The organism is Paraburkholderia sp. HC6.4b, from assembly GCF_014200875.1.
GTDB lineage: Bacteria > Pseudomonadota > Gammaproteobacteria > Burkholderiales > Burkholderiaceae > Paraburkholderia > Paraburkholderia tuberum.
This window is the reverse complement of record NZ_JACHDC010000007.1, coordinates 43,522-62,315: the sequence shown is the minus strand read 5'-3', so window position 1 is coordinate 62,315 and position 18,794 is coordinate 43,522. Positions and strand designations below refer to the sequence as shown.

General features: G+C 61.5%; 17 protein-coding genes and 2 pseudogenes. 4 read left to right on the top strand and 15 right to left on the bottom strand.

Annotated elements, in window-relative coordinates; genetic code table 11:
• Positions 1 to 73: 73 nt before the first annotated feature.
• The 3 genes from HDG34_RS12535 to HDG34_RS12520 all read left to right on the top strand — a co-directional run bounded on the left by HDG34_RS12535 (position 74) and on the right by HDG34_RS12520 (position 3,521).
• Positions 74 to 1,060, top strand: a complete 987-nt coding sequence (locus HDG34_RS12535) for a succinylglutamate desuccinylase/aspartoacylase family protein (protein ID WP_184060442.1) — start codon at positions 74 to 76, stop codon at positions 1,058 to 1,060.
• A gap of 384 nt (positions 1,061 to 1,444) precedes the next feature.
• Positions 1,445 to 2,803 carry an MFS transporter gene (locus tag HDG34_RS12530; RefSeq protein WP_184039656.1) on the top strand — a complete coding sequence of 453 codons (1,359 nt, stop codon included), beginning with the start codon at positions 1,445 to 1,447 and terminating at the stop codon, positions 2,801 to 2,803.
• A gap of 385 nt (positions 2,804 to 3,188) precedes the next feature.
• The gene (locus HDG34_RS12520; RefSeq protein ID WP_184039654.1) at positions 3,189 to 3,521 is read left to right on the top strand and encodes a hypothetical protein; all 333 of its coding nucleotides are present in this window, start codon (positions 3,189 to 3,191) and stop codon (positions 3,519 to 3,521) included.
• A gap of 24 nt (positions 3,522 to 3,545) precedes the next feature.
• On the opposite strand, the pseudogene HDG34_RS12515 reads toward HDG34_RS12520, so the two are convergent.
• The 4 genes and pseudogenes from HDG34_RS12515 to HDG34_RS39075 all read right to left on the bottom strand — a co-directional run.
• Positions 3,546 to 3,668 (bottom strand): annotated as a pseudogene (locus HDG34_RS12515) (glycosyl hydrolase 53 family protein); the annotation flags it as partial.
• Positions 3,669 to 3,705: 37 nt separating this feature from the next.
• Positions 3,706 to 5,670 carry a beta-galactosidase gene (locus HDG34_RS12510; RefSeq protein ID WP_184060440.1) on the bottom strand — a complete coding sequence of 655 codons (1,965 nt, stop codon included), beginning with the start codon at positions 5,668 to 5,670 and terminating at the stop codon, positions 3,706 to 3,708.
• Positions 5,671 to 5,730: 60 nt separating this feature from the next.
• The gene (locus HDG34_RS12505) at positions 5,731 to 6,582 is read right to left on the bottom strand and encodes a carbohydrate ABC transporter permease (RefSeq protein WP_018424689.1); all 852 of its coding nucleotides are present in this window, start codon (positions 6,580 to 6,582) and stop codon (positions 5,731 to 5,733) included.
• 27 nt (positions 6,583 to 6,609) lie between these two features.
• A pseudogene (locus HDG34_RS39075) lies at positions 6,610 to 6,729 on the bottom strand (sugar ABC transporter permease); the annotation flags it as partial.
• A 101-nt stretch (positions 6,730 to 6,830) separates the two neighbouring features.
• Here HDG34_RS39075 and HDG34_RS12500 point away from each other — a divergent pair.
• Positions 6,831 to 7,247, top strand: coding sequence for a hypothetical protein (locus tag HDG34_RS12500; RefSeq protein ID WP_184060438.1), 417 nt, complete (start codon positions 6,831 to 6,833; stop codon positions 7,245 to 7,247).
• Between the two features lie 124 nt (positions 7,248 to 7,371).
• Here HDG34_RS12500 and HDG34_RS12495 read toward each other — a convergent pair whose 3' ends face one another.
• The 11 genes from HDG34_RS12495 to HDG34_RS12445 all read right to left on the bottom strand — a co-directional run bounded on the left by HDG34_RS12495 (position 7,372) and on the right by HDG34_RS12445 (position 18,792).
• On the bottom strand, positions 7,372 to 7,971 hold the full coding sequence (locus HDG34_RS12495) for a hypothetical protein (RefSeq protein WP_260321162.1): 600 nt from the start codon (positions 7,969 to 7,971) through the stop codon (positions 7,372 to 7,374).
• Positions 7,972 to 8,087: 116 nt separating this feature from the next.
• Positions 8,088 to 8,780, bottom strand: a complete 693-nt coding sequence (locus tag HDG34_RS12490; RefSeq protein WP_184060434.1) for a hypothetical protein — start codon at positions 8,778 to 8,780, stop codon at positions 8,088 to 8,090.
• Positions 8,764 to 10,197: an N-acetylmuramidase family protein gene (locus HDG34_RS12485; protein ID WP_184060432.1), complete on the bottom strand. Its 1,434-nt coding sequence runs from the start codon at positions 10,195 to 10,197 to the stop codon at positions 8,764 to 8,766. Before HDG34_RS12485 ends, HDG34_RS12490 begins: the two co-directional genes overlap by 17 nt.
• 41 nt (positions 10,198 to 10,238) lie before the next feature.
• The gene (locus HDG34_RS12480) at positions 10,239 to 12,662 is read right to left on the bottom strand and encodes a type VI secretion system tip protein VgrG (protein WP_221309119.1); all 2,424 of its coding nucleotides are present in this window, start codon (positions 12,660 to 12,662) and stop codon (positions 10,239 to 10,241) included.
• Positions 12,663 to 13,003: 341 nt separating this feature from the next.
• A complete protein-coding gene (locus HDG34_RS39070) occupies positions 13,004 to 13,405 on the bottom strand; it encodes a hypothetical protein (protein ID WP_260321140.1) in 402 nt (133 codons plus the stop codon).
• Between the two features lie 260 nt (positions 13,406 to 13,665).
• Entirely contained in the window at positions 13,666 to 13,839 is a 174-nt protein-coding gene (locus tag HDG34_RS12470; protein WP_184060430.1) for a hypothetical protein, read from the bottom strand.
• A 52-nt stretch (positions 13,840 to 13,891) separates the two neighbouring features.
• Positions 13,892 to 16,132, bottom strand: a complete 2,241-nt coding sequence (locus HDG34_RS12465) for a hypothetical protein (protein WP_184060428.1) — start codon at positions 16,130 to 16,132, stop codon at positions 13,892 to 13,894.
• A 1-nt stretch (position 16,133) separates the two neighbouring features.
• Positions 16,134 to 16,343 carry a hypothetical protein gene (locus HDG34_RS12460; RefSeq protein WP_184060426.1) on the bottom strand — a complete coding sequence of 70 codons (210 nt, stop codon included), beginning with the start codon at positions 16,341 to 16,343 and terminating at the stop codon, positions 16,134 to 16,136.
• Positions 16,343 to 17,056, bottom strand: coding sequence for a hypothetical protein (locus HDG34_RS12455; RefSeq protein ID WP_184060424.1), 714 nt, complete (start codon positions 17,054 to 17,056; stop codon positions 16,343 to 16,345). The genes HDG34_RS12460 and HDG34_RS12455 overlap by 1 nt, the downstream gene beginning before the upstream one ends.
• 12 nt (positions 17,057 to 17,068) lie before the next feature.
• Positions 17,069 to 17,689 (bottom strand): YmfQ family protein, encoded by a 621-nt coding sequence (locus tag HDG34_RS12450; RefSeq protein WP_184060422.1) that lies wholly within the window; start codon positions 17,687 to 17,689, stop codon positions 17,069 to 17,071.
• Positions 17,680 to 18,792, bottom strand: a complete 1,113-nt coding sequence (locus HDG34_RS12445; RefSeq protein ID WP_184060420.1) for a baseplate J/gp47 family protein — start codon at positions 18,790 to 18,792, stop codon at positions 17,680 to 17,682. Before HDG34_RS12445 ends, HDG34_RS12450 begins: the two co-directional genes overlap by 10 nt.
• Between the last annotated feature and the right edge of the window lie 2 nt (positions 18,793 to 18,794).

Here is an 18,794-nt window from a genome sequence, read left to right as displayed (position 1 = left end):
CTTTTGCGGAAGGCGCCAGGAATAACAACGTCTTACGAAAAGATTACCAATGCCATTCACCGAGGACACCGCCATGAGCCGAGAAGCCTATCCGATCGAAGTCGAATTCCCCGATATCGCGCCGCACGAGCCATCGTCATCGCGCATTGCATACGTCCACACGTTCGATTCGGGCGTGCCCGGCCCGCACGTGATGATCAACGCGCTCACGCACGGCAACGAAGTGTGCGGCGCGATCGTCGTCGACGAACTGCTGCGTCGCGCGTTGCGGCCGCGACGCGGACAGCTCACGCTGTCGTTCGCGAACGTCGCCGCGTACCGGCGCTTCGATCCGGCGAATCCGGACGCCGCGCGCTTCGTCGATCAGGACTTCAACCGCGTGTGGACGGCGGCGGTGCTCGACGACACGTCGCGCAGGTCGAGCGAACTGCAGCGCGCGCGTGCGATGCGCCCGGTGATCGATACGGTCGACGTGCTGCTCGACCTGCATTCGATGCACGAGCGGTGCAAGCCGCTGATCGTCGCGGGACCGCTGCAAAAAGGCATCGACCTCGCGGTGCGGCTCGGTACGCCCGCCGCGGTGATCTGCGACGAAGGGCATCCCGAAGGCCGCCGCATGCGCGACTACGAAGGGTTCGGCGATGCCGCGAGCCCGAAGAACGCGCTGCTGATCGAATGCGGCCAGCATTGGGAGCGCCGTGCGGTGGCGGTCGCGCGCGATACGACCGCGCGCTTCCTGCTGCTGGCCGGCGTGATCGACGAAGCGGATCTGCCGCCTGGATGGCTCGCGCCATTGCCGCCCGAGCAGAACATCGTGCGCGTGACACAGCCGGTCGTCGCGACCAGCATGGACTTCAGCTTCGCCGCGGCGTACACCGGCCTCGAAGTTTTCGCCGAGGCGGGCGCCGTGATCGGCTGGTCGAACGGCGAAGAGGTGCGCACCCCCTACGACAACTGCATGCTCGTGATGCCGTCGCTGCGGCAGTTACGCCCCGGTGTGACGGTGGTCCGGCTGGGGCGAATCGAGCGGACGGTGGCCAATCCCGGGGTGACGGCCTGACGGGCAGATGTCTCGACGCCGTTCGCCGGTTGCTTTGGCGCGTTGAGCTTGGCGCGCCTCGTCCTTTCTGCGGCCCGATTGCAGCGCGCCGCCTGCCACGCATCGGCGGGCACGTCCGCCACTGCGAAGCTCGGGTATTCCCCCGTTGACCGCATCGAATTCATTCCTTACAGTGGCGCGCGTTCGCATAGAGAATCACAGTTCTTTATTCGAACAAATTCCCTCGCCCGGCGCGATTCCGTCAAACCGATCCGTCCGGGATGATTCATTGCCGATGAACGGCCAGTTGGCCCGCCGCAGGCATCGTACGCCGTTGCCAGACGGCGTACAGTCTTAGAGAAGAATAGCTCGTCGTGTCGGGCCTTTCGCTGCCAGGAGACCATCATGAACCGCAGCCCCGCTGTGAACGTTCAAACCTTCATCAACGAGCATCCGTTTTCGCCGTTCCAATGGCTGATCTTTTTCATGTGCTTCATCATCGTCCTGCTGGACGGTTTTGACACTGCTGCAATCGGCTTCATCGCGCCTTCACTGATCACCGAATGGGGTATCGACAAGCCCGCGCTCGCGCCGGTGCTGAGCGCCGCGCTGTTCGGCCTCGCGTGCGGCGCGCTCGGCTCGGGTCCGTTGTCCGACCGCCTCGGGCGTCGCTCGATGCTGGTCGGCTCGGTGCTGCTGTTCGGCGTCGCCTGCCTCGCGTCGGCGTTCTCGACCGGCATCGACCAACTGACCGTGCTGCGCTTCGTCACCGGCGTCGGCCTCGGCGCCGCGATGCCGAACGCGGTCACGATGATGGGCGAGTACTGCCCGGACAACCGCCGCGCCACCATGATCAACCTGATGTTCTGTGGCTTCCCGCTCGGCGCCGCGTTCGGCGGCTTCCTCGCCGCGTGGATGATTCCGCATCTGGGCTGGCGCAGTGTGCTGATCCTCGGCGGCGTCACGCCGCTGCTGCTGTTGCTGCTGGTGCTCGCGAAGATGCCGGAGTCGGTCCGCTACATGGTCGCGAATAACAAGCCGGCCGAGCGGATTCGCGCGGCTCTCGCGCGCATTTCCGGCGACGCGGTGCAGGCCGCCGGTTTCACGATGACCGAAACCGCGCCGCAAACCGGCGGCAAGGGTCTCGGCGTCGTGCTGTCGCGCTCGTACATCGTCGGTTCGGTGATGCTGTGGGTCGCGTACTTCATGGGCCTCGTGATCTTCTACGCATCGATCAACTGGATGCCGATCCTGCTGAAGGACGCCGGCCTCACGCCGCAACGCGCGACGCTGATCTCCGCGCTGTTCCCGCTCGGCGGCGTCGGCGCGGTACTGGCCGGCGTGCTGATGGACCGCTTCAACGCGAACCGCGTCATTGCGGTGTGCTATGCACTAACCGCCGTCAGCGTGTACTTCATCGGTCAGGCGGCCGGCAACGTCGGCGCGCTCGTGCTGATCGTGTTCATCGCCGGCGTGCTGATGAACACCGCGCAATCGTCGATGCCGGCGCTCGCCGCCGCGTTCTACCCGACCGTGGGCCGCGGCACGGGCGTCGCGTGGATGCTTGGCGTCGGCCGCTTCGGCGGCATTGCGGGTTCGTTCCTCGTAGCCGAGCTGGCGCGCCGCCACTTCTCGTTCGGCGGCATCTTCGCGACGATCGCGGTGGCGGGTCTGCTATCGTGCGTCGCGCTGCTGATCAAGCAGGCGGCACGGCCGCAGGCGGCGGAAGCGGGTGCGTCGAAGACGGAGTCGTTCGGCCATTGAGCCTGCAATGAAATGTGCGCGCCGGCGGACCGGTGACGGTTCGATCGAGTGGTGACCCAGAAGCCGCCCTGCGAATCGCAGGGCGGCTTTTTATTTCGCTGAACGCCTGGAATCTCTCGCTTACCTGAACGCGAGCAGTTGCTCGACACACAGCAGCACGGCAATCAGAACCATCGCCGCGCCTGAAACCTGGCTAAAGGATCGGCCGCTGCCGCTGTGATGCATCGACGTCACGCCCGTTCGCCTGCGGCATTGCGATCCACGGCGGCGAAAAGCGCCCCGGCCTACTTCCCGATACACTACGCAACAATTTTTCCGCGCGCGGCCAGGCGCGGCGATCACCGCCGCTGCCGCGCCGCCGCCGTCTCATGTCAGGACTCCAGTAATGAAACGCGTAGTCGTATCCGCGCTCGTCGCGCTGTGCATCGCGCAGCCGGCCGCTCAGGCCGTCGCGCAGACCGTCAGCGATCAATGTTTCGCGCTCGGCGATATCGCCGGCCAGGTCGCGTCGTGGCGCGCACACAAAAAGACCAAAGCTCAGGCGCTCGAGCAGGCCGCCCACTACTACAAAGACCCGTCCGACCGCGCGGCCGTCGACGCGATCATCGAAAAGATCTACAGCCCCGACGCGCCACACATGACGCCCGATCAGGCGAGCATGGCGATCACGTCGGAGTGTGTGAACCAGCACAAGGGGCAGGCATCGCCGGCACAGTGATGCCGGCGTGTCACCCGCGATGCGCTAGCGCCGCCGGAACGCATCCAGCGACGACAGTGCGTTGCCGTGGAAATCGAACAGCGTGTTGTTGTCCCACTGGTCGCCGGCGCCGACTTTCCACCCGACGTTCGGCGTCGGAATCCACTCGGTTGACTTCCTGCCGTGACGTGACAACCACACCACGTCACGCGTCTTTCCACGCGCAGACGTCGCCGGTATTCAGGCGCGGCTCGCCGAGCACGAACGTCGCATTGCGCGGTGCTGGCGCCTGCACCGGTTGCGCGCCGAAATTGAATGCGAAGGTCAAGCCGCCGCGGCGGCGCAGCCTCAGTCCATCGGCGAGTATCTGCGTATCGAGGCCCGCATCGCGCGCCGCCTGCCGCAACAGCGTGCGATGCAGTTCATGCGACAGCCAGCCGGCCACATAGCGCACGTTGCCGTGCGTCAGCAGCGCGGGCCAGGCATCGTCGAAGCGCGCGGCAATGCGTGTCTCGCCATTGGCGCGCACATGCTCGCGCCAGTGCAGCGCGTAACCCTCGGTGCCGTCGATCGACAGCGCGGGCGCCAGCGTCGAGCGCAGCGTTTCGACTTCGAGCACCTGGATCGGCAGCGCGCGCTGCAACGCGCCGGGCGGCAGATTGCCGGGAATCGCGAACGCGTCGGTTTTCGAGCCGCTGCGTGGGCCGAACACCCATTGCGCGTTCGAACGCGCGATCTGCTCGACGAGCGCGGCGTCGATCACCGCGAGACTCGGCAACACGACTAGCTGGTAGCGCGAAAGATCTGCCCGGCTCGACACGATATCGACATCGAGCCCGAGTTCGCGCAGCGACTCGTAGTAGTCGAACGCGAGCGTCTGGTAGTCGAAGCCCTTGCCGTGACGTTGGATTTCGAACATCCACTGCGTCTCGTAGTCGAATACCAGCGCGGTGGCCGCGCGCGCGGGCGCGGCGAGCGTCGACAGCGCCGTACTGCCCGCGATCTCACGCGCGGCCCGTTGCACCTCGAGACCGCCCGGCGACAGTTCGTCGTTCGGCAGATTGAGCCCGGAATGCATCTGCTCCTGCGCATACGGGCACTGACGCCAACGGAAATACGACACCAGCTCCGCGCCATGCGCGAACGCCTCGTACGCCCATAGCCGCACCATGCCCGGCGCCGGAATCGGATTGCACGACGCCCAGTTCACCGGACCGGCCTGCTGCTCCATCACCCAGAAGCGCCCGCCGCCAATGCCCCGGTAGCGGTCGTGATCGAACGCGGACACATCGGGATGTCCGGTACGCGCGAAGCGCGCCTTCTGCTCCTGCGGCAACGCGATTGACTCAGTGCGCGCAATCGGATAGCTGTCCCATGCGGCGACGTCGATCGCGTTGTCGGCGGCGAAGCGATAGTGATCGAAGGTCGTGAAAAAGCCCATGAAGTTGTGCAGCAGATCCGCGTTCGGCGCATGCTCGCGCAACACCTCGATCTGCTCGCGATGGAAGCTCGCCACCTCGTCGGACATGAAGCGGCGGAAGTCGAGCAGATGGATCGGATTGGCGTCGGTGGGTGTCAGCGTCGGCAGCCCGATCGCGTCGAACGACGGGTACGCCATGCTCCAGAACACGTTGCCCCACGCGTCGTTCAACGCGCCGATCGTTGCGTAGCGCCGCTGCAGCCACGCGTGAAAGCGCTGCAACGCCGCGGCCGAATAGCTCGGCACCGTGTCGTGGCAGCCGAGTTCGTTATCGGTCTGCCATGCGACGATCGACGGATGCCGGCCATAGCGCTTCGCCATGGCGGTGACGATGCGCACGCATTCGCGCCGGTACGTGTCGCTCGAAATATCGTAGTGACGCCGCGAGCCGAAACTCCAGCGCGCGCCGTCCGCGCGCACCGGCAACACGTCCGGGTGGGCGTCGACGAGCCACTTCGGCGGCGAAGCGGTCGGCGTGCCGAGCACGAGTTTCAGGCCCGCTTTCGCGAGCGTTTCGACCGCTTCGTCGAGCCATTGCCAGTCGAATTCGCCGGCGCGCGGCTCCATACGGCTCCACGCGAATTCAGCGATCCGCACATGCGTGATGCCGAGTTCGACCATACGTTGCGCGTCGTCGGCCCACATCGCGCGCGGCCATTGTTCCGGGTAGTAGCAGACACCAAGTTGCATGTGAAAGTCTCGTGGTGAGTTGACGTCGAGCCGTCGTTTCAATCGTGTTTCAAGCGCCCTTTATCCCTTGCTCGCCCCGAAGGTCAGTCCGGCGACGAAGTGCCTTTGCATGCCGAAGAACATCAGCACCGAGGGCAACGCGGCCAGCACCGAGCCCGCCGCGACGAGGTTCCACGCGGTCGTCCACTGCCCTTTCAGCGCGGCGACGCCCACCGTGATCGGCGCGGCGTCGTCGCCTTGCGTGAGGCACAGCGCCCAGAAGTAGTCGTTCCACACGAACGTGAACACGAGGATCGCGAGCGCGGCGAGCGCGGGGCGGATCAGCGGCAGCACGATGCGCAGATAGATCGTCCACTCGCCCGCGCCTTCGACGCGCGCGGCCTCGATCATCTCGAACGGCAGTTGCTTGATGAAGTTGCGCAGAAACAAGGTGCAGAAGCCGGTCTGAAACGACACATGAAAGATCACCAGCGCCCACACGGTGTTGAACAGGCCGAACTTCAGCGCCATGTCGCGCACTGGAATCATCAGGATCTGGATCGGCACGAAATTGCCGGCGACGAACGCGAACAGCACGGCCGTGTTGCCCGGAAAGCGATACGTCGCCAATGCGAAGCCCGCCATCGACGCGAGCACGATCGCGCCGATCACCGACGGCACCGTGATCAGCACGCTATTGGCGAAGTAATGCAGCATCGGCGTTTGCGTGAGCGCGGTGCCGTAGTTCTCGAGCAACGCGAAGTGTTTCGGCCACGTCCAGTAGTCGCCTTGCGACAACTCGTCCGTCGAGCGGATCGAGGTCAGCAGCACGGCGAGCATCGGCAGCAGCCAGATAAACAGCGCCAGCGGCAGCGAGGCCTTGTAAAGCGTGCGATTCAGCGGTTTCCAGCGTTCGACGGGAAGCGGATACATGACCGGGTACTCCTGAGGTTCAGAGAATCAGCGTTCCTCGCGCAACATGCGGCGCAGATGGAACACGATATAGACGAGCATGATCGCGAACAGCACGACCGCAATCGCGGCGGAATAGCCTTCGCGGTAGTACTTGATCGCTTGGGCGAAACATTTACAACTTAAACTGATGCTTTGCCCTGATGCTGCTCGAAGAGGTTAATAATGACATGGAGACACCACCATCGGCACTCAGGCCATGAACACTTATGCCAGGCACACCCTTGTTCATCGGTGAGCACGAGCGCACCGAGCTGCAGCGCATCCGCCTGCTCGCCAATGCGCGCCCGGTCGATATGCGCACGCTGCCCGATCTGCTGCTCACACCCGAGGGCAAGGCCGCGCATCGTGATCGCATGACGGGGCAAACGATTGCGATACCTGCGGCCTATCTTGTCACGTTCAGCGTCGAGACAAATCAGCCACATGGCACCGCGCGGCACATGAGCATGAGCGTGCAGCGTGAGGGCCGTTTGCCCAATGGGTACGCGGCGTGGCTGGTGGCGCAGGAACTGGGCTTTACGGGCTCACTCGATGAATGCACTACGTGGCTCGAAGATTTGCACGGCCACGGCAAGGCCGTGAATGTGGTGCAGTACATCACCGGCAGTGAGGCACGCGCATGAACACGCGCGAAGTGACACAGATCGATATTGCTTTTTGCAGCGAGGGATTCAATGCCGAATTTCAACGGGGTCTACGACCTCGGCCCCGAGGAAGCGCCCGCGCTGCCCGAGGCAGCGTAACGGGTCAGGACGGCAGGCAGTGCGCCATCACGTCAAGCGCGGACACGAAGTGCCACTGCCTCGCCTCCGGGTCATACACGGCGAACTGGTCGAAATCTGGCTCGGGACCATCCGAGTCCATCACCGGCACGCTTTGCCATGCCTGTTCTGCCAACGCCCGTAGCTCATACCCGCGCCACGTGTCGAAAGTCCGCGCGGTTTCCCTCCACGCATACAGCCCCGCCCGCTCATGAACTTCGTCAACCACACGGGCAAGCACAGCGGGCAGTTCCAGCACGGTATTACCAGACTCCAGTTCGGGAGTCGTGGACAGGACCGCATCGGGCGAACCGTCCGGGCGAATCAGCACCCTTCCCGAACGCGCGCGCCACGCGAGATGGACGCAGGCGACCATCGGCTGATTGCCTGGCGTCGTCACTGTCCCCGGCCTGAGCGCATCGACCGGATACACGCGGGCTGATTCCCCCGGCTCCACGAACGCTGCCGGATTGCGGGATACATCGATCAGCGCATCGAAAGGCGTCATGTAATAACGCAGCGCCGCTTTTCCGTCGTACATCGAACTGCCGTGGTAGGTGCGCGTGCCGTCGTCCTTCTCGAACATGATCACGTAGGCAACCGGGTCCCGCGTGCGGAATGCGCCCATTCACTGCCCCCTCAGCATCGACACTCTTCTCGGCTTTGTTATGTCGGTGGTGTCACCGAGACGGATGAGATCGATCATGGTTTGCTCGCTGGCGGGAACGGGTTAACAAGATCAGAGGTATGAACCCACCCGGTTGTCACACGTCCGTAGGATTCAACGTTCAATCTTGGATCAGCAAAGCGGACCAACGAAAACTGGTTATGTGTCTCTAGAATAACAACCACGTTCCACTTCGTCAGATAACTTTTTTTGGCGAGAAATTTCCCATCACGATAATCATATAGAGATGACTTGCCATTTACAAGGCGAATACCAATTGCGGGAATTTTCTTTACTGCATAATACTTAGCCGCCTCCATACTCCCAAGATCAAAAATAAATCCGCCCGTTGCATTTTCACAACCAGCTTGGCCACTTGATGTTTTAATAACCCACTCATTTCCGTTTCGATATAAATCCCCTCTTATGTCGAACGATTTATCTCTATTTGAAAATTTGAAGGAACCATTACCCGGAACGAATGTTAGTAATTTTGTATCTGTGTATCCGTCAATGTCCAAGGAATGACTCCCTTTATCATCTTGGAAGAAAAGAAACGAACATGAAAATTTTTCGTTCTCCGCATCGTAAAATCCATAAATACGCCCACCTTCACGATACCCAACCAAGCTTGGATCATCAAATAGGATTGCCTCACCCGCAAATCCAGGTGCAGCCCCCCCCAGTATGATCGCCACACCTATAAGGAACTTACTTAAATTGATCATAAAATTTGCCCAAATTACTGGCATAATCGGGATTGTGGGTTTGCCAATTTTTGCCATTATATCCAGCGGCCACTTTTTCCCAATCATGGTTTTTTAGGCCAACAACCGCAACCGCCTTCATATTTTTCATAAAAGAAACAAAAATTTTCGCCTGTCCGTCCGTGCCCGACATGAATTTGTTGGCGAATTCGAACACCGTAGAACAGTCACAACCTGCATAATATTCCCCGAGTATTTGAAAGCCGCCCCAAGAACAGGCTTTCAACGCAATTTCGAAATCCAACGCTGCCGCACGCACAAGCTTCTCGTATTGATGCAGACCATCCGGACCATAATCATCTGCACCTTTAAAGCATAAATCTGGATAAGCGGGATACGGATTCTTCGGCCGCGCCTTCTTTTTAGGCGGTGCCTTAGCTCCTTTTACATTGGTGTTCGATTCCTTTTCGGCAACAGACTGCTTCTCTACTGCGAGATCAAAAAAATGCCGCCTCTCGTACAGAATGGGAGGAAGTCCGTTCTTCAGAAACGGATGCCCCTGCGATTCCTGCTGGACAATCGCCTTGATAGCCGCGACCTCCACGCCGAGCTGCGCCGCCATATACGTGTACTGGTCCTCTGAGAACGTCTCAGGTTTCGGATAATTCAGACGCGAACCAAGGACATTCAACACAATTGTCCGTGGCTTCCCATTGTCCACTACCTTGTAGTGATGTTCGATTGTGATATTGGGTTTCTTCTTGTGGGTCCGTTCATCTTCCGTCACCTCCTTCTTGCGCGTCGGAAAATCTTTTTTGACCTGCCCCTGCTCTGTAACCTTCTGCGACCAGCCAATGTATGGGCCAAAATCCTTAACCAGGCGTTCGATGGTCATGACCTCGCCTTCTTTCACAACAGGTAAATCCAGCTCCTGCTCAAGTTCATCCTTCGGCGTCAGCTTCGTCGTCGCTTCCAGGTGATACTCGGGACTGACAATGGTGAACGCGCTGATATCCTTTTTTGGCGTCACTGTCGCCTTCAACACGTACTTCCCACTCCGGTTCTTTACCCAGACAGCAATCGGCTGGTTACGCGCGGCGTTCTGGATTGTGACGGCATATCCGTTAGCGTCTGTAACCACTTCCGTCCTGTTGCTTACCGTTGGCGCCGAAGCCGATGCTCCACCAGAGGCCGACGCTGGCCCCGCTGCAGATGCTCCACCCGGTGCAGATGCCGGATTCACGGCTGGCGGATCGTCACTGTCCTGTCCACATTTCCATTCAGGCGCTTGCGGTGCGCCCGCGCCTGCCTTAACCAGTACCGAGAGGCCTTCAATCGGCTTTTGCAGGGTATCCCTGAACACGATTGTCACTTCCACAAAGGGCGACGGTGCAGCCTTAGCAGGGGCAGAAGCGGGAGCGTGATGCGGATGTGCCATTTATTCGCCTTGACAAGTCACTTTAAAAGAAAAGGTAGATATCAAACCTGCGCCGGATCGTTTTCAGGTTCTTCATGGTCATAGTCGTCTTCGACCACCCTCCAATCCCCGGCTCCAATTTCACACCTGACCTTGACCGGTTCCGTCGTGCTGACGCTAAACGTTGAACCTTCGACCAACACGCCTTGCTGCTGGATCGTGCCGTCTGGCAGATAGACCCGGTACGGCCGGCTATCGACGGCCAGTCCGTCCCCCTGGTTTGCGGCCACCGTATTGACATCAAACGTCTGCATGTATAACGCGCCAGGGTCCTGCTCAATCGGCACAGGTGGAAGCGAGGCGGGAATGCGCATCGATGCCTTGCCCTGCTTTTGGACCGTAATGGTCTTGATGAACAGGTCAAACGGACCGCCAAGCGTGATGCTCCCGTCCTTCATGTGGATAAACGCGCCGCCCGATTCAAGGATAATTTCCTTCGCTGCGGAAAGAGTGACCTTCCCGTTGACGCTCGCAACTGTTACGTCCTTGTCCGCAGTGAGCGACATCGGACCACTCTGGGCCTGAAAGTCAACCGGACCTTTGGCCGCAAAAATCCTGATGCCGAACTTCTGCGCGAACAGCGAAATCCTTTCACCCGCCGCGACCGTGAACCGTTTCAGCACGCTCCAGTCCGCGTTCTTCCCGGCAACAGTCGAGATGCTGTCCTGCGCCGCGAACTGCACGCCGCCGCCCGCGACAAGCGCCGCCGAGGCGGGGGTGCTCATCAGCAGCCCCGGCTTTTTCAGGCCGTCCAGATCGTCCTTGATCTGCTGCTGCGCGTCGGTGTCGGCAGGCTCCGCCTTCGCGCTGCTGGCGGACGCGGCGAGCGCCTTCGCGGTCGCCAGCGCGCTTTCAAGCTGCGCAATGGTCTCCTGCATGTCGAGCTGCTTGCCAGTGGCGCCGGGACGGTCATACGCCGTGACCATCATGCCCTTACCCGCGCGATTCACCCCGTAACCGGATGTGCGAAGCTCATGCCCTTCGCCCCGGTATTCGAGCTTGTTATTGACGAGGTAGCCGAGATTCAGTTGCGACTTGCCCGAGTGTTCGGTGCTGAGCTTGACGCCTTCCTGGCCCTCCCAATCCTCCATGCGCAGCTTGTTGTTCTTCTGCGTACGGATCATGTTGCGCGAGAGCCAGCGACGGTCGTTCGTCACCAGGTCGCGTGCCTGGCTGTGGTGATGAAACGCGACAATCTCAGGCTTGTCCGGGTCGCCGTCCCGGAAGGAAATGACCGCCTCGTCATTGTCCAGCGCGACGAAATGCATGCCAGTCTGAAGCTTGCCCGCGAACGGCTTGGCCAGGCGCAACGGCACGCTCTCGCCGCCCTTGGGCCAGGTGCCAAAGTCGGCATCGAGCCGAACCACGTAGTAGCCCGCCGCGCTCAGGTAGCCATAGGTGTACTTGTCCGGACTGCAAATGCGAGCGGAGAGCGTGCCCGGAATTTTTGCCCAGGTTTCGGGCTTCAGTTCCAGCCGGAAACGCCGGTCGGCAGGGATCGCCTTGTAGCTGTTGGTGTAAGACGCGTCGCGCGCGCCGCTGTGCGTGACCCCGATCACGACCTGACCTTTGGGCGCATCGGGCAGCACGATATCCGTTTCGAGTACGCTCGCGCACTGCAACGCCAGCACATTGCTCTCGCCCTCGTACACGACCTGGCGGGCGATGGCCGCTTCGTGGCGGAGCTGCGCCTCCCACTTCGCGCCCGCCTGGTCGAGGTGGTTCGTGCCATAGAGGTAGGGCTGGCCGTAGGTGGTCGGATCGGCAGGCGCGACATTCGCCGTGTCGCGCAAACGCTCCCAGGCGGCGTCCGGGTTGTAGTCCGCCACGATGAACGATTGCGGCACCGTCACGGTATGGGTCCTGATGGCCGTGACGGCTTCCACCCCGTCCGCTTCGAGTCCCGCCGACTCGCGGTAAGGCACAATGCGTTGCGGCTCGTCGTAGAGGTAGTGGTCGATGTCATCGGCAAAAACGGTCATGTCGCCATGTTCCGTTTCCATGATGTAGCTGTAGATGCCGGCCTTCTGCATCAGCATCTGGACATAGGCCAGATCATTCACCTGGTACTGGAAGCGCCACGCATGAACCGGATACTGGCGGCGCAGACGGAACGCCACCAGGTGATCCGGGATACCGTGCCGGCGCAGGATCGCCTGGATGATCTGCGGTGTCGTGAGGTGCTGGTACGGCTGAGTGTTCGTGACGGCGGCGAGCCGCCCGAAGTGCGACCTCAGCGTGATCGCATACTTCGTAAAATCCTTCGTTGTCTGAATGGTCGAGAAGCGCTCGATATAGCCCGAGAACTTCCGTACGGTCCCGTCCACGGCCACGATGGTGAACACCGCGTCGAGGTTGAGATAGTCCGAGCGCAGCAGTTGCTGCGGGTGGGTCAACTCGATATGGACGACGTTGGGTTCGCCCATCGTCTCGGTGGCCGTGAACGAAACGACCGATAAGGCTGACGCGCTGTCTGTGCCTGGCACTGACAGGTGGCACGCCTGGCGCCCCGTGATACCCCGGCTTAACGGATCAAACTCTGCCACTCCCTGCTCCCTGAAAAGGCCAGCGACGCAGCGTTATAGCTGCCAAATCTGTTAACTGACCATTTAAATTTCAGCCGGTCAACGAAATTAAATCGAGATAACCTAGAATTAACAATCGTTAACAGATGCACGATGCAATCGATTCATGATGCATGGTTCTGCATCGACACCCAGAAAAAAGGCGGCATTGAGCCGCCTTCTCCGTAAGTGATCGACGCCGGTTAGTGCTTTGTCCATGAGGCGTCTATAGCCGCCAGTTTCCCGTTCGCGCCCTGCGCAGCGTCAGCGAGAATCGCTGCCGCGTCCGCAGGTGTCAGTTGGCGGTTAGGAAGCCCCTTGGCGTCGAGTGCAAGCACCGTGAACAGTTCCTGATCGCAGCGGTTGGTCGCGTGGTAGTTCTCGCCGATCTGGATCATCAGCTCCAGCAGGTTGCGGTGTTCGTGTCTTTCCTCGACAGTCACAGCAGGACTCCTGAACATCGAAGTCGCAAGTGTAATCAGATGGCGGAGTTGCTGCCCCTGCCGGTCGCAAAGATGGAAGGCGGCAAGCGCGAGGCGCTCATACTGGAGAGCGTCTACGGGGGGACGGGTGGGAGATTGCTGCTTTCTGGTGGGTTTGGTCATGCGCGGTCCTGGTTATCGTGAAGGATCGCCCGGACACATAGGGAGGTGGTGAGCGGGCACGATGACAAGGTTGGAAGACCGGAGTTCTGACGAACCGGCGAGCCGAGCGGCTCCCTCGCCACGGCCCGCCCATAGGCGTGCAGAAGCAAGCGCACGACCTGCCGAGGCAGGCTGTGCGGTCAGAACTAGCGGGCTTCCAAACCCGGCCGTCATTGTCTCGACGGCATTCCGATTATAAGCGGATGCTGGAGAATTCGCGATTATTGGGATTGTGCGCTGTCGCGAAGGCTCGATGGGACTTTCACCGTGCCCGTATGACCTTCAATGCCGCTCACAGTGTTTGCGTTGCCTTCGATGTAAATCACCGTGCAGGATGCAAGCAGGCAGGCGACCAGCGCGCACAGCGCCGCTCTCAGGACGGTCTGGATACCCATGACATTCCCCGGAATCGCGATCAGGATTGAACCGGCCGGTGCGACTGCGGATTCACGTCTGCACAGGCGCATCCGTTGAAAACACCCGCCATTGACCACCGGAGTAATAGACGGGAACGCCCGTTCCTGCGCCTGCTGCCTGTCCGACCTTGCGGCCGTCGCTGGCGTAGGCGAATGGAATACCCGAGGGCGAGACGGGCAGCGTGGCAACGGTGTAGGCGCGCAGGCCAATTGCGCCCTCCATCTGCAACGCGTTGCCGTCATCGGTCGCATTCGAGCCGATGCGGACATGTCCGGACGCGAACAGCGTCATGGCGCGCGAGCCACCTGGACGCATGATGAGCGGCCCGCCGGAAGCCGTCACGAACAGGCCGCCCGTGTTCGCGCCACTGGCATGCACGAAGGCCGACAACGGTACGCCGAGCGCGCCGGAATAGAGGCTGCTGGTCGTGCCGGCAAGGAGCTGGTTACCGCCATTCGATTGCGCCTGGAAGCCCGCGACCGCATTGGCACCGATATAGGTGTTTCTTACCTGTCGGTAGAAGGTCGCATCCTGGCTGTGAAAAACCATGTCCGACGTGGCGTTCACATTGCCCGGTCCGTCCGAGAAGGTCACGTTCACGGGCGGAAACGCCACGTTGTTCAGGTTGCCATTGAACACGATGACGGGCTTTCCCCCATCGACCGTGCAGTTCAGGGCAAAAATGTTCGTCGGCACGCCACCCGTATCCGGTCCATACCGGGCAAGCTGGATCGGGCCGCCTGCCACGGCGAGGTCCTGATTCTGGTTGGTGTGGATAATGGTGCAGCTGTTCGCTGACGAGTCATGGATGCACACGGGCGGAAGCTCGAAGCTGTTGAAATTCGTGCCGTAGATGCCATCCTGATCCGTACCATCGATGAACGAGAAGTCGGCACTGACGTTCGATGAAATCCGCAGACCGCGATTCAGCAGCCCCGGCACGGGTTGCCCGTTCGCATCTTTTGCCGAAGTCATCCGGGCTCCGCGCACGTCGAGCGTGTAATTGCCGACAAAGGGAAAGAGCGCCGATGCGTCGCCCGTCATCGCATAGGCCACCATACCGTCGGGCTGCGCGTCACCCGGCCGTACACGATCCTGATAACCGATATTGCCCCGGTTGTGGCCTTCACAGATTTCAAACCAGATATGCGCCGGATAGAACGGCCCGTTCGTGTCGCGTCCATAGCCTACGTTGTATGAACGGTTGCTGCCCCCCGAGAGGCCCATGATGGCGCGCCCGAAAATTGTCTCGACGCCGCATTCTTCACCGTAGTTTTCCGTGAAACCCACAAAGCGGTTGATGCCGCCATGAGCAAACTCCCCCGAGGTCATGCAAGGAATACCCTCGGAGTCCGTGGTAAAGGTGTTCGCGAATTCCCGCACCTGGATCAGCGCGCGGTCGCCGGTCTGCTGCATCGAGCCGAACATCGACGTATCGCCGCACCGGTAGCCATTGTTCCGGAAGAACTGGACATTGCGCAGACCGGCACCGCAGGCGCCGTTCCATGTGCTGTCGCGAAACGTATTGCCCGCAATCCACGCATCGCGAACCTGCCATAACACCAGCCCATTGAGGTAGGCATTCAGGAAGGCCGAATTGTGCACATATACGTGCTGTGATGGCCGGGTGCCGGTTGCATCCGGACAGACTTCGACAAGCCCGTTATGGCGGAACGGATTGCTGCCGCGTCCTGGCCGGCTTGCTGTCGCCGGATAGACCTGACCCTCACGGTTGCCATCGAAGGTGCATTCACTGATATCAATCCATGACATACCCTGCAACCGGAAAAGTGGCGTGAAATGGGTTTCATCGTCGTCCGTATTGACGATCTGGTTATCCGTCAGCCTGAACGTTCCATGACCGCGCAGGATGAAGACACCTCCCTCAACGACAGCAGTCTGACGCATCAGATAAACGGCATTCGTGCGTGTAATGATCGGCCTGCCCGTTGCCACCGCCCTGGCTATCGCATCGTCATCGGGCGTCACGCCATCACCGGCGGCGCCAAACGTCTCCAGCGAAACGCCTGCGGCATAGGCGGCTGCGGTGATCGCGTTCGCAAGCTGGTCCGTCTGGGTGTAGTCCGGTGATACGCCGAGCGCGACGATCGCGTTGCGCAATTCTTCGGTAATCGCGTGGTACCACCATTCGCCAGGCACGGTGCCGGTAATGCCCGCAGCCGGATTGCCATTGGCCGGAAAGCCCGCCGGATTATCAGCGGGTATTTCGGGCGCGTCCCCGACCGCATTAGCCTGCCAATAACGGTCCATATCATTCCCCGTCGCCCGGTACAAAGTCAGCGATATCGCCGAAGTCCCCCGCGAGGCACGCCTCGTATATGCCGCGGCCGTGCTCGTGCGGATCGTCGGGCATGGCGATAAACGGCAGGAAGTAGTCGAAGCGCTCGAAGTGGACCTCGCAACGAATGCCGGTGTGTTCCGCGTCGGCCCATGCGGGATTCCTGACAGCAATAATGTCCATCACGCAATCCTCGTCCAGACGCCCCAATAATCGGATGCAGCGGACGCATTGCCGCTGCTAAGCCACGTTCCGGGGCGCCCCGGCAGCGCTGCGACCGTGCCTTCCGGCGCGGACTGGCTGCTATCGCCTGCACGCACAATGAACGCTACCCACCCGATTCCATTTCCGCTGAGCGGTTGCAGGTTGGCCGGTGTCCATGCGCCGCCCACCTGGCCCCGCAGATCGTTCACCGCGTTGTTCACGTTGTTGATGTTGTTCTGCAGGTTATTGACGGTGCCCTGCAGTTCAGCCTCGAAGACCACGTTGCCCTCGTCGGTCTGGTCAACTGTCACACCCAGCCCGCTCCCGTTGGTTCGCCATCCGATATGTACCTTGTTCACGCCCTGGCTCACGCCGCCGCCCTGCTCGACAGGCGTAAATCCGAGCGGTACAGGCGTGCCGATGACGTCTTCATAGCGGATCGATACGGCGAGATGCGCGAGCGCCGCGAGCAGCGCCTGCGCGAGTTGATCGACCTGCGTATAGTCCGGCGACGCGCCGAGCGCCACGATGGCATGGCGTAGTTCCTCGGTGATCGAATGAAACCACCACGCACCTGGCGTCGTCGGCGCGATTGCCGCAGGCAGACTGCCGTCTGTCGGAAAGCCGCCCGCGTTATCAACGGGCACGGCTGGCGCCTGAGCGGCGCTATTCGCTTCCCAATAGCGATCCACGTTGATTCCCTCTCAGTGATGGGAGAACGCCACAACCGACTGTGCGGGCGCGTAGCGACGCAGCAGACATTCGATCATCGTCAGCGTCGGCGACGTACCCCAATCGGAGAGGGGATTGTCTACGGTGTCGGCAACCGTGTTCCACCGAGGCGGCGGCGCGCTGATGACATCGACCAGCCAGCCATGCGCCCAGTCGGTATCGGCAAGCGGTGCGGTGACGGTGCGCATGACATGGTGAACGGCAAATTCCGTAATCGTGATCGTGTAGCCGAGCGTCGCGGCGAGCGAGACGAAGTACGCGATGGACTGGCCGCCTGTGCCGATCAGGCGGGCGACGATCTGTAGCCGGTTCTCGTCGTCCGAGTCGAACGGCCCGAAGCACGGATCAGGCAGAGCCAGCGAAGCGTTCCATTCCGGCAGCAGCGCGTCCGCTGTCGCCGGGAACGATCCCGCGATCAGCGTCAGTGCGTTACTGTCAAGCGTCGCGGGTGTGTTCGCGAGCGCATCGAGGACGGCGGCCTGCGTGCCGCTGTCCTCGCGCGTCCAGACACGTCCACGCGGCAGCAGTCGCCGCAACACGCCTGCGTAGTCCGCGCGGCTGTAGCGCCCCGGGATCATGCCAGCTACGACCACGTAACCTCACCGGGCACCGCGAGCGTACCGGCCGGCAGCATCACATCGTCAACCGGCGACAGGATAAGAAAGTCATTGATGCCCGAGACGGCGGCAATGGCGGACCACAGGTGCGCGAGAATCAGGAATCCGCCCGGTTCGCCCTCGCTTTTCATCAGGGCGTCTATGGCCGCGAGCGCTTCGTCCTGCCTGCCGGGCGCGACGCCCCGTATGCTGATATCGACCGGATACGGCACTGGCGCGACGACATACACGAGCGCCGTCACCGGCCGGAGCGGATAGATGGCGTTCGCGACGGTGAGCTGGTCGCCAGTCGCGGGCGTGTCGCGTGTCTCGGCTGAGGCGACACCGTCTGTTCCCTGCGGGAAGCCGTCATGCTGCGCGTTCGCCTCATCGAGCATCACGAACACAATCACCGTACCAGGGCCGTAGCCGGTCCCCGCGCACCACGCCCGCGTGACGCCCGGAACGGCAAGCGCCCATGCGACATAATCGCTCGCCGCGCCGCCCTGCGGCGGGTTCTGGTAGACGAACAGGACACGCGCACGGTAGGCATCGTTCGATTCAATGTCCGCGCCGCCTCGGAATGCCGTTGCGGCAACGCCAGTCGAATCGATACCCGGAATCGCGCTGGCAAGCGTGAACTGTGTGCCCGCAGCACAATCTCCATTCGCGCCCGCGAGTCCTTCGGGATCGGGATTCGCGGTCGCGGCAACCGTGACCCTACCGCCTTCGACGGCGGCCGATGCGGTGACGGTGTATGGGAGCCCGTCGCTACGCTTGAGCGCCGTTCCTGCATCGATGGCTACGCCTTCGGAGCCGGTGAACGTGACGAAGCCCGAGGACTGCGCCGCGCCCTTGCGCAGTACGCCCTTGAGTGCGCCCCACGCTTCCAGAAATTCATCCGTCGCGGTGAACGGCGTAGCCTGCAATGCGATCCAGTCGAGATACCCGTACTGCATGTGTGCGAGCCCGGCCTGAACGTCGCCGAGCACGCGCAGATTCGAGAAGCGCAACAGGGCATCGGCACCCGGCAGGTTCGCATTCAGTTCCTGCGCAACCTGATTGCGCAGGGCCGTCAGCGTCGGTCGTGAGAAAGGCATGC

Bases quoted from the DNA above. Each gene is read 5' to 3' on its own strand.
- HDG34_RS12535 (WP_184060442.1), top strand. From the start codon at position 74: ATGAGCCGAGAAGCCTATCCGATCGAAGTCGAATTCCCCGATATCGCG.
- HDG34_RS12530 (WP_184039656.1), top strand. From the start codon at position 1,445: ATGAACCGCAGCCCCGCTGTGAACGTTCAAACCTTCATCAACGAGCAT.
- HDG34_RS12520 (WP_184039654.1), top strand. From the start codon at position 3,189: ATGAAACGCGTAGTCGTATCCGCGCTCGTCGCGCTGTGCATCGCGCAG.
- HDG34_RS12510 (WP_184060440.1), bottom strand. From the start codon at position 5,670: ATGCAACTTGGTGTCTGCTACTACCCGGAACAATGGCCGCGCGCGATG.
- HDG34_RS12505 (WP_018424689.1), bottom strand. From the start codon at position 6,582: ATGTATCCGCTTCCCGTCGAACGCTGGAAACCGCTGAATCGCACGCTT.
- HDG34_RS12500 (WP_184060438.1), top strand. From the start codon at position 6,831: ATGCCAGGCACACCCTTGTTCATCGGTGAGCACGAGCGCACCGAGCTG.
- HDG34_RS12495 (WP_260321162.1), bottom strand. From the start codon at position 7,971: ATGTTCGAGAAGGACGACGGCACGCGCACCTACCACGGCAGTTCGATG.
- HDG34_RS12490 (WP_184060434.1), bottom strand. From the start codon at position 8,780: ATGATCAATTTAAGTAAGTTCCTTATAGGTGTGGCGATCATACTGGGG.
- HDG34_RS12485 (WP_184060432.1), bottom strand. From the start codon at position 10,197: ATGGCACATCCGCATCACGCTCCCGCTTCTGCCCCTGCTAAGGCTGCA.
- HDG34_RS12480 (WP_221309119.1), bottom strand. From the start codon at position 12,662: ATGGGCGAACCCAACGTCGTCCATATCGAGTTGACCCACCCGCAGCAA.
- HDG34_RS39070 (WP_260321140.1), bottom strand. From the start codon at position 13,405: ATGACCAAACCCACCAGAAAGCAGCAATCTCCCACCCGTCCCCCCGTA.
- HDG34_RS12470 (WP_184060430.1), bottom strand. From the start codon at position 13,839: ATGGGTATCCAGACCGTCCTGAGAGCGGCGCTGTGCGCGCTGGTCGCC.
- HDG34_RS12465 (WP_184060428.1), bottom strand. From the start codon at position 16,132: ATGGACCGTTATTGGCAGGCTAATGCGGTCGGGGACGCGCCCGAAATA.
- HDG34_RS12460 (WP_184060426.1), bottom strand. From the start codon at position 16,343: ATGGACATTATTGCTGTCAGGAATCCCGCATGGGCCGACGCGGAACAC.
- HDG34_RS12445 (WP_184060420.1), bottom strand. From the start codon at position 18,792: ATGCCTTTCTCACGACCGACGCTGACGGCCCTGCGCAATCAGGTTGCG.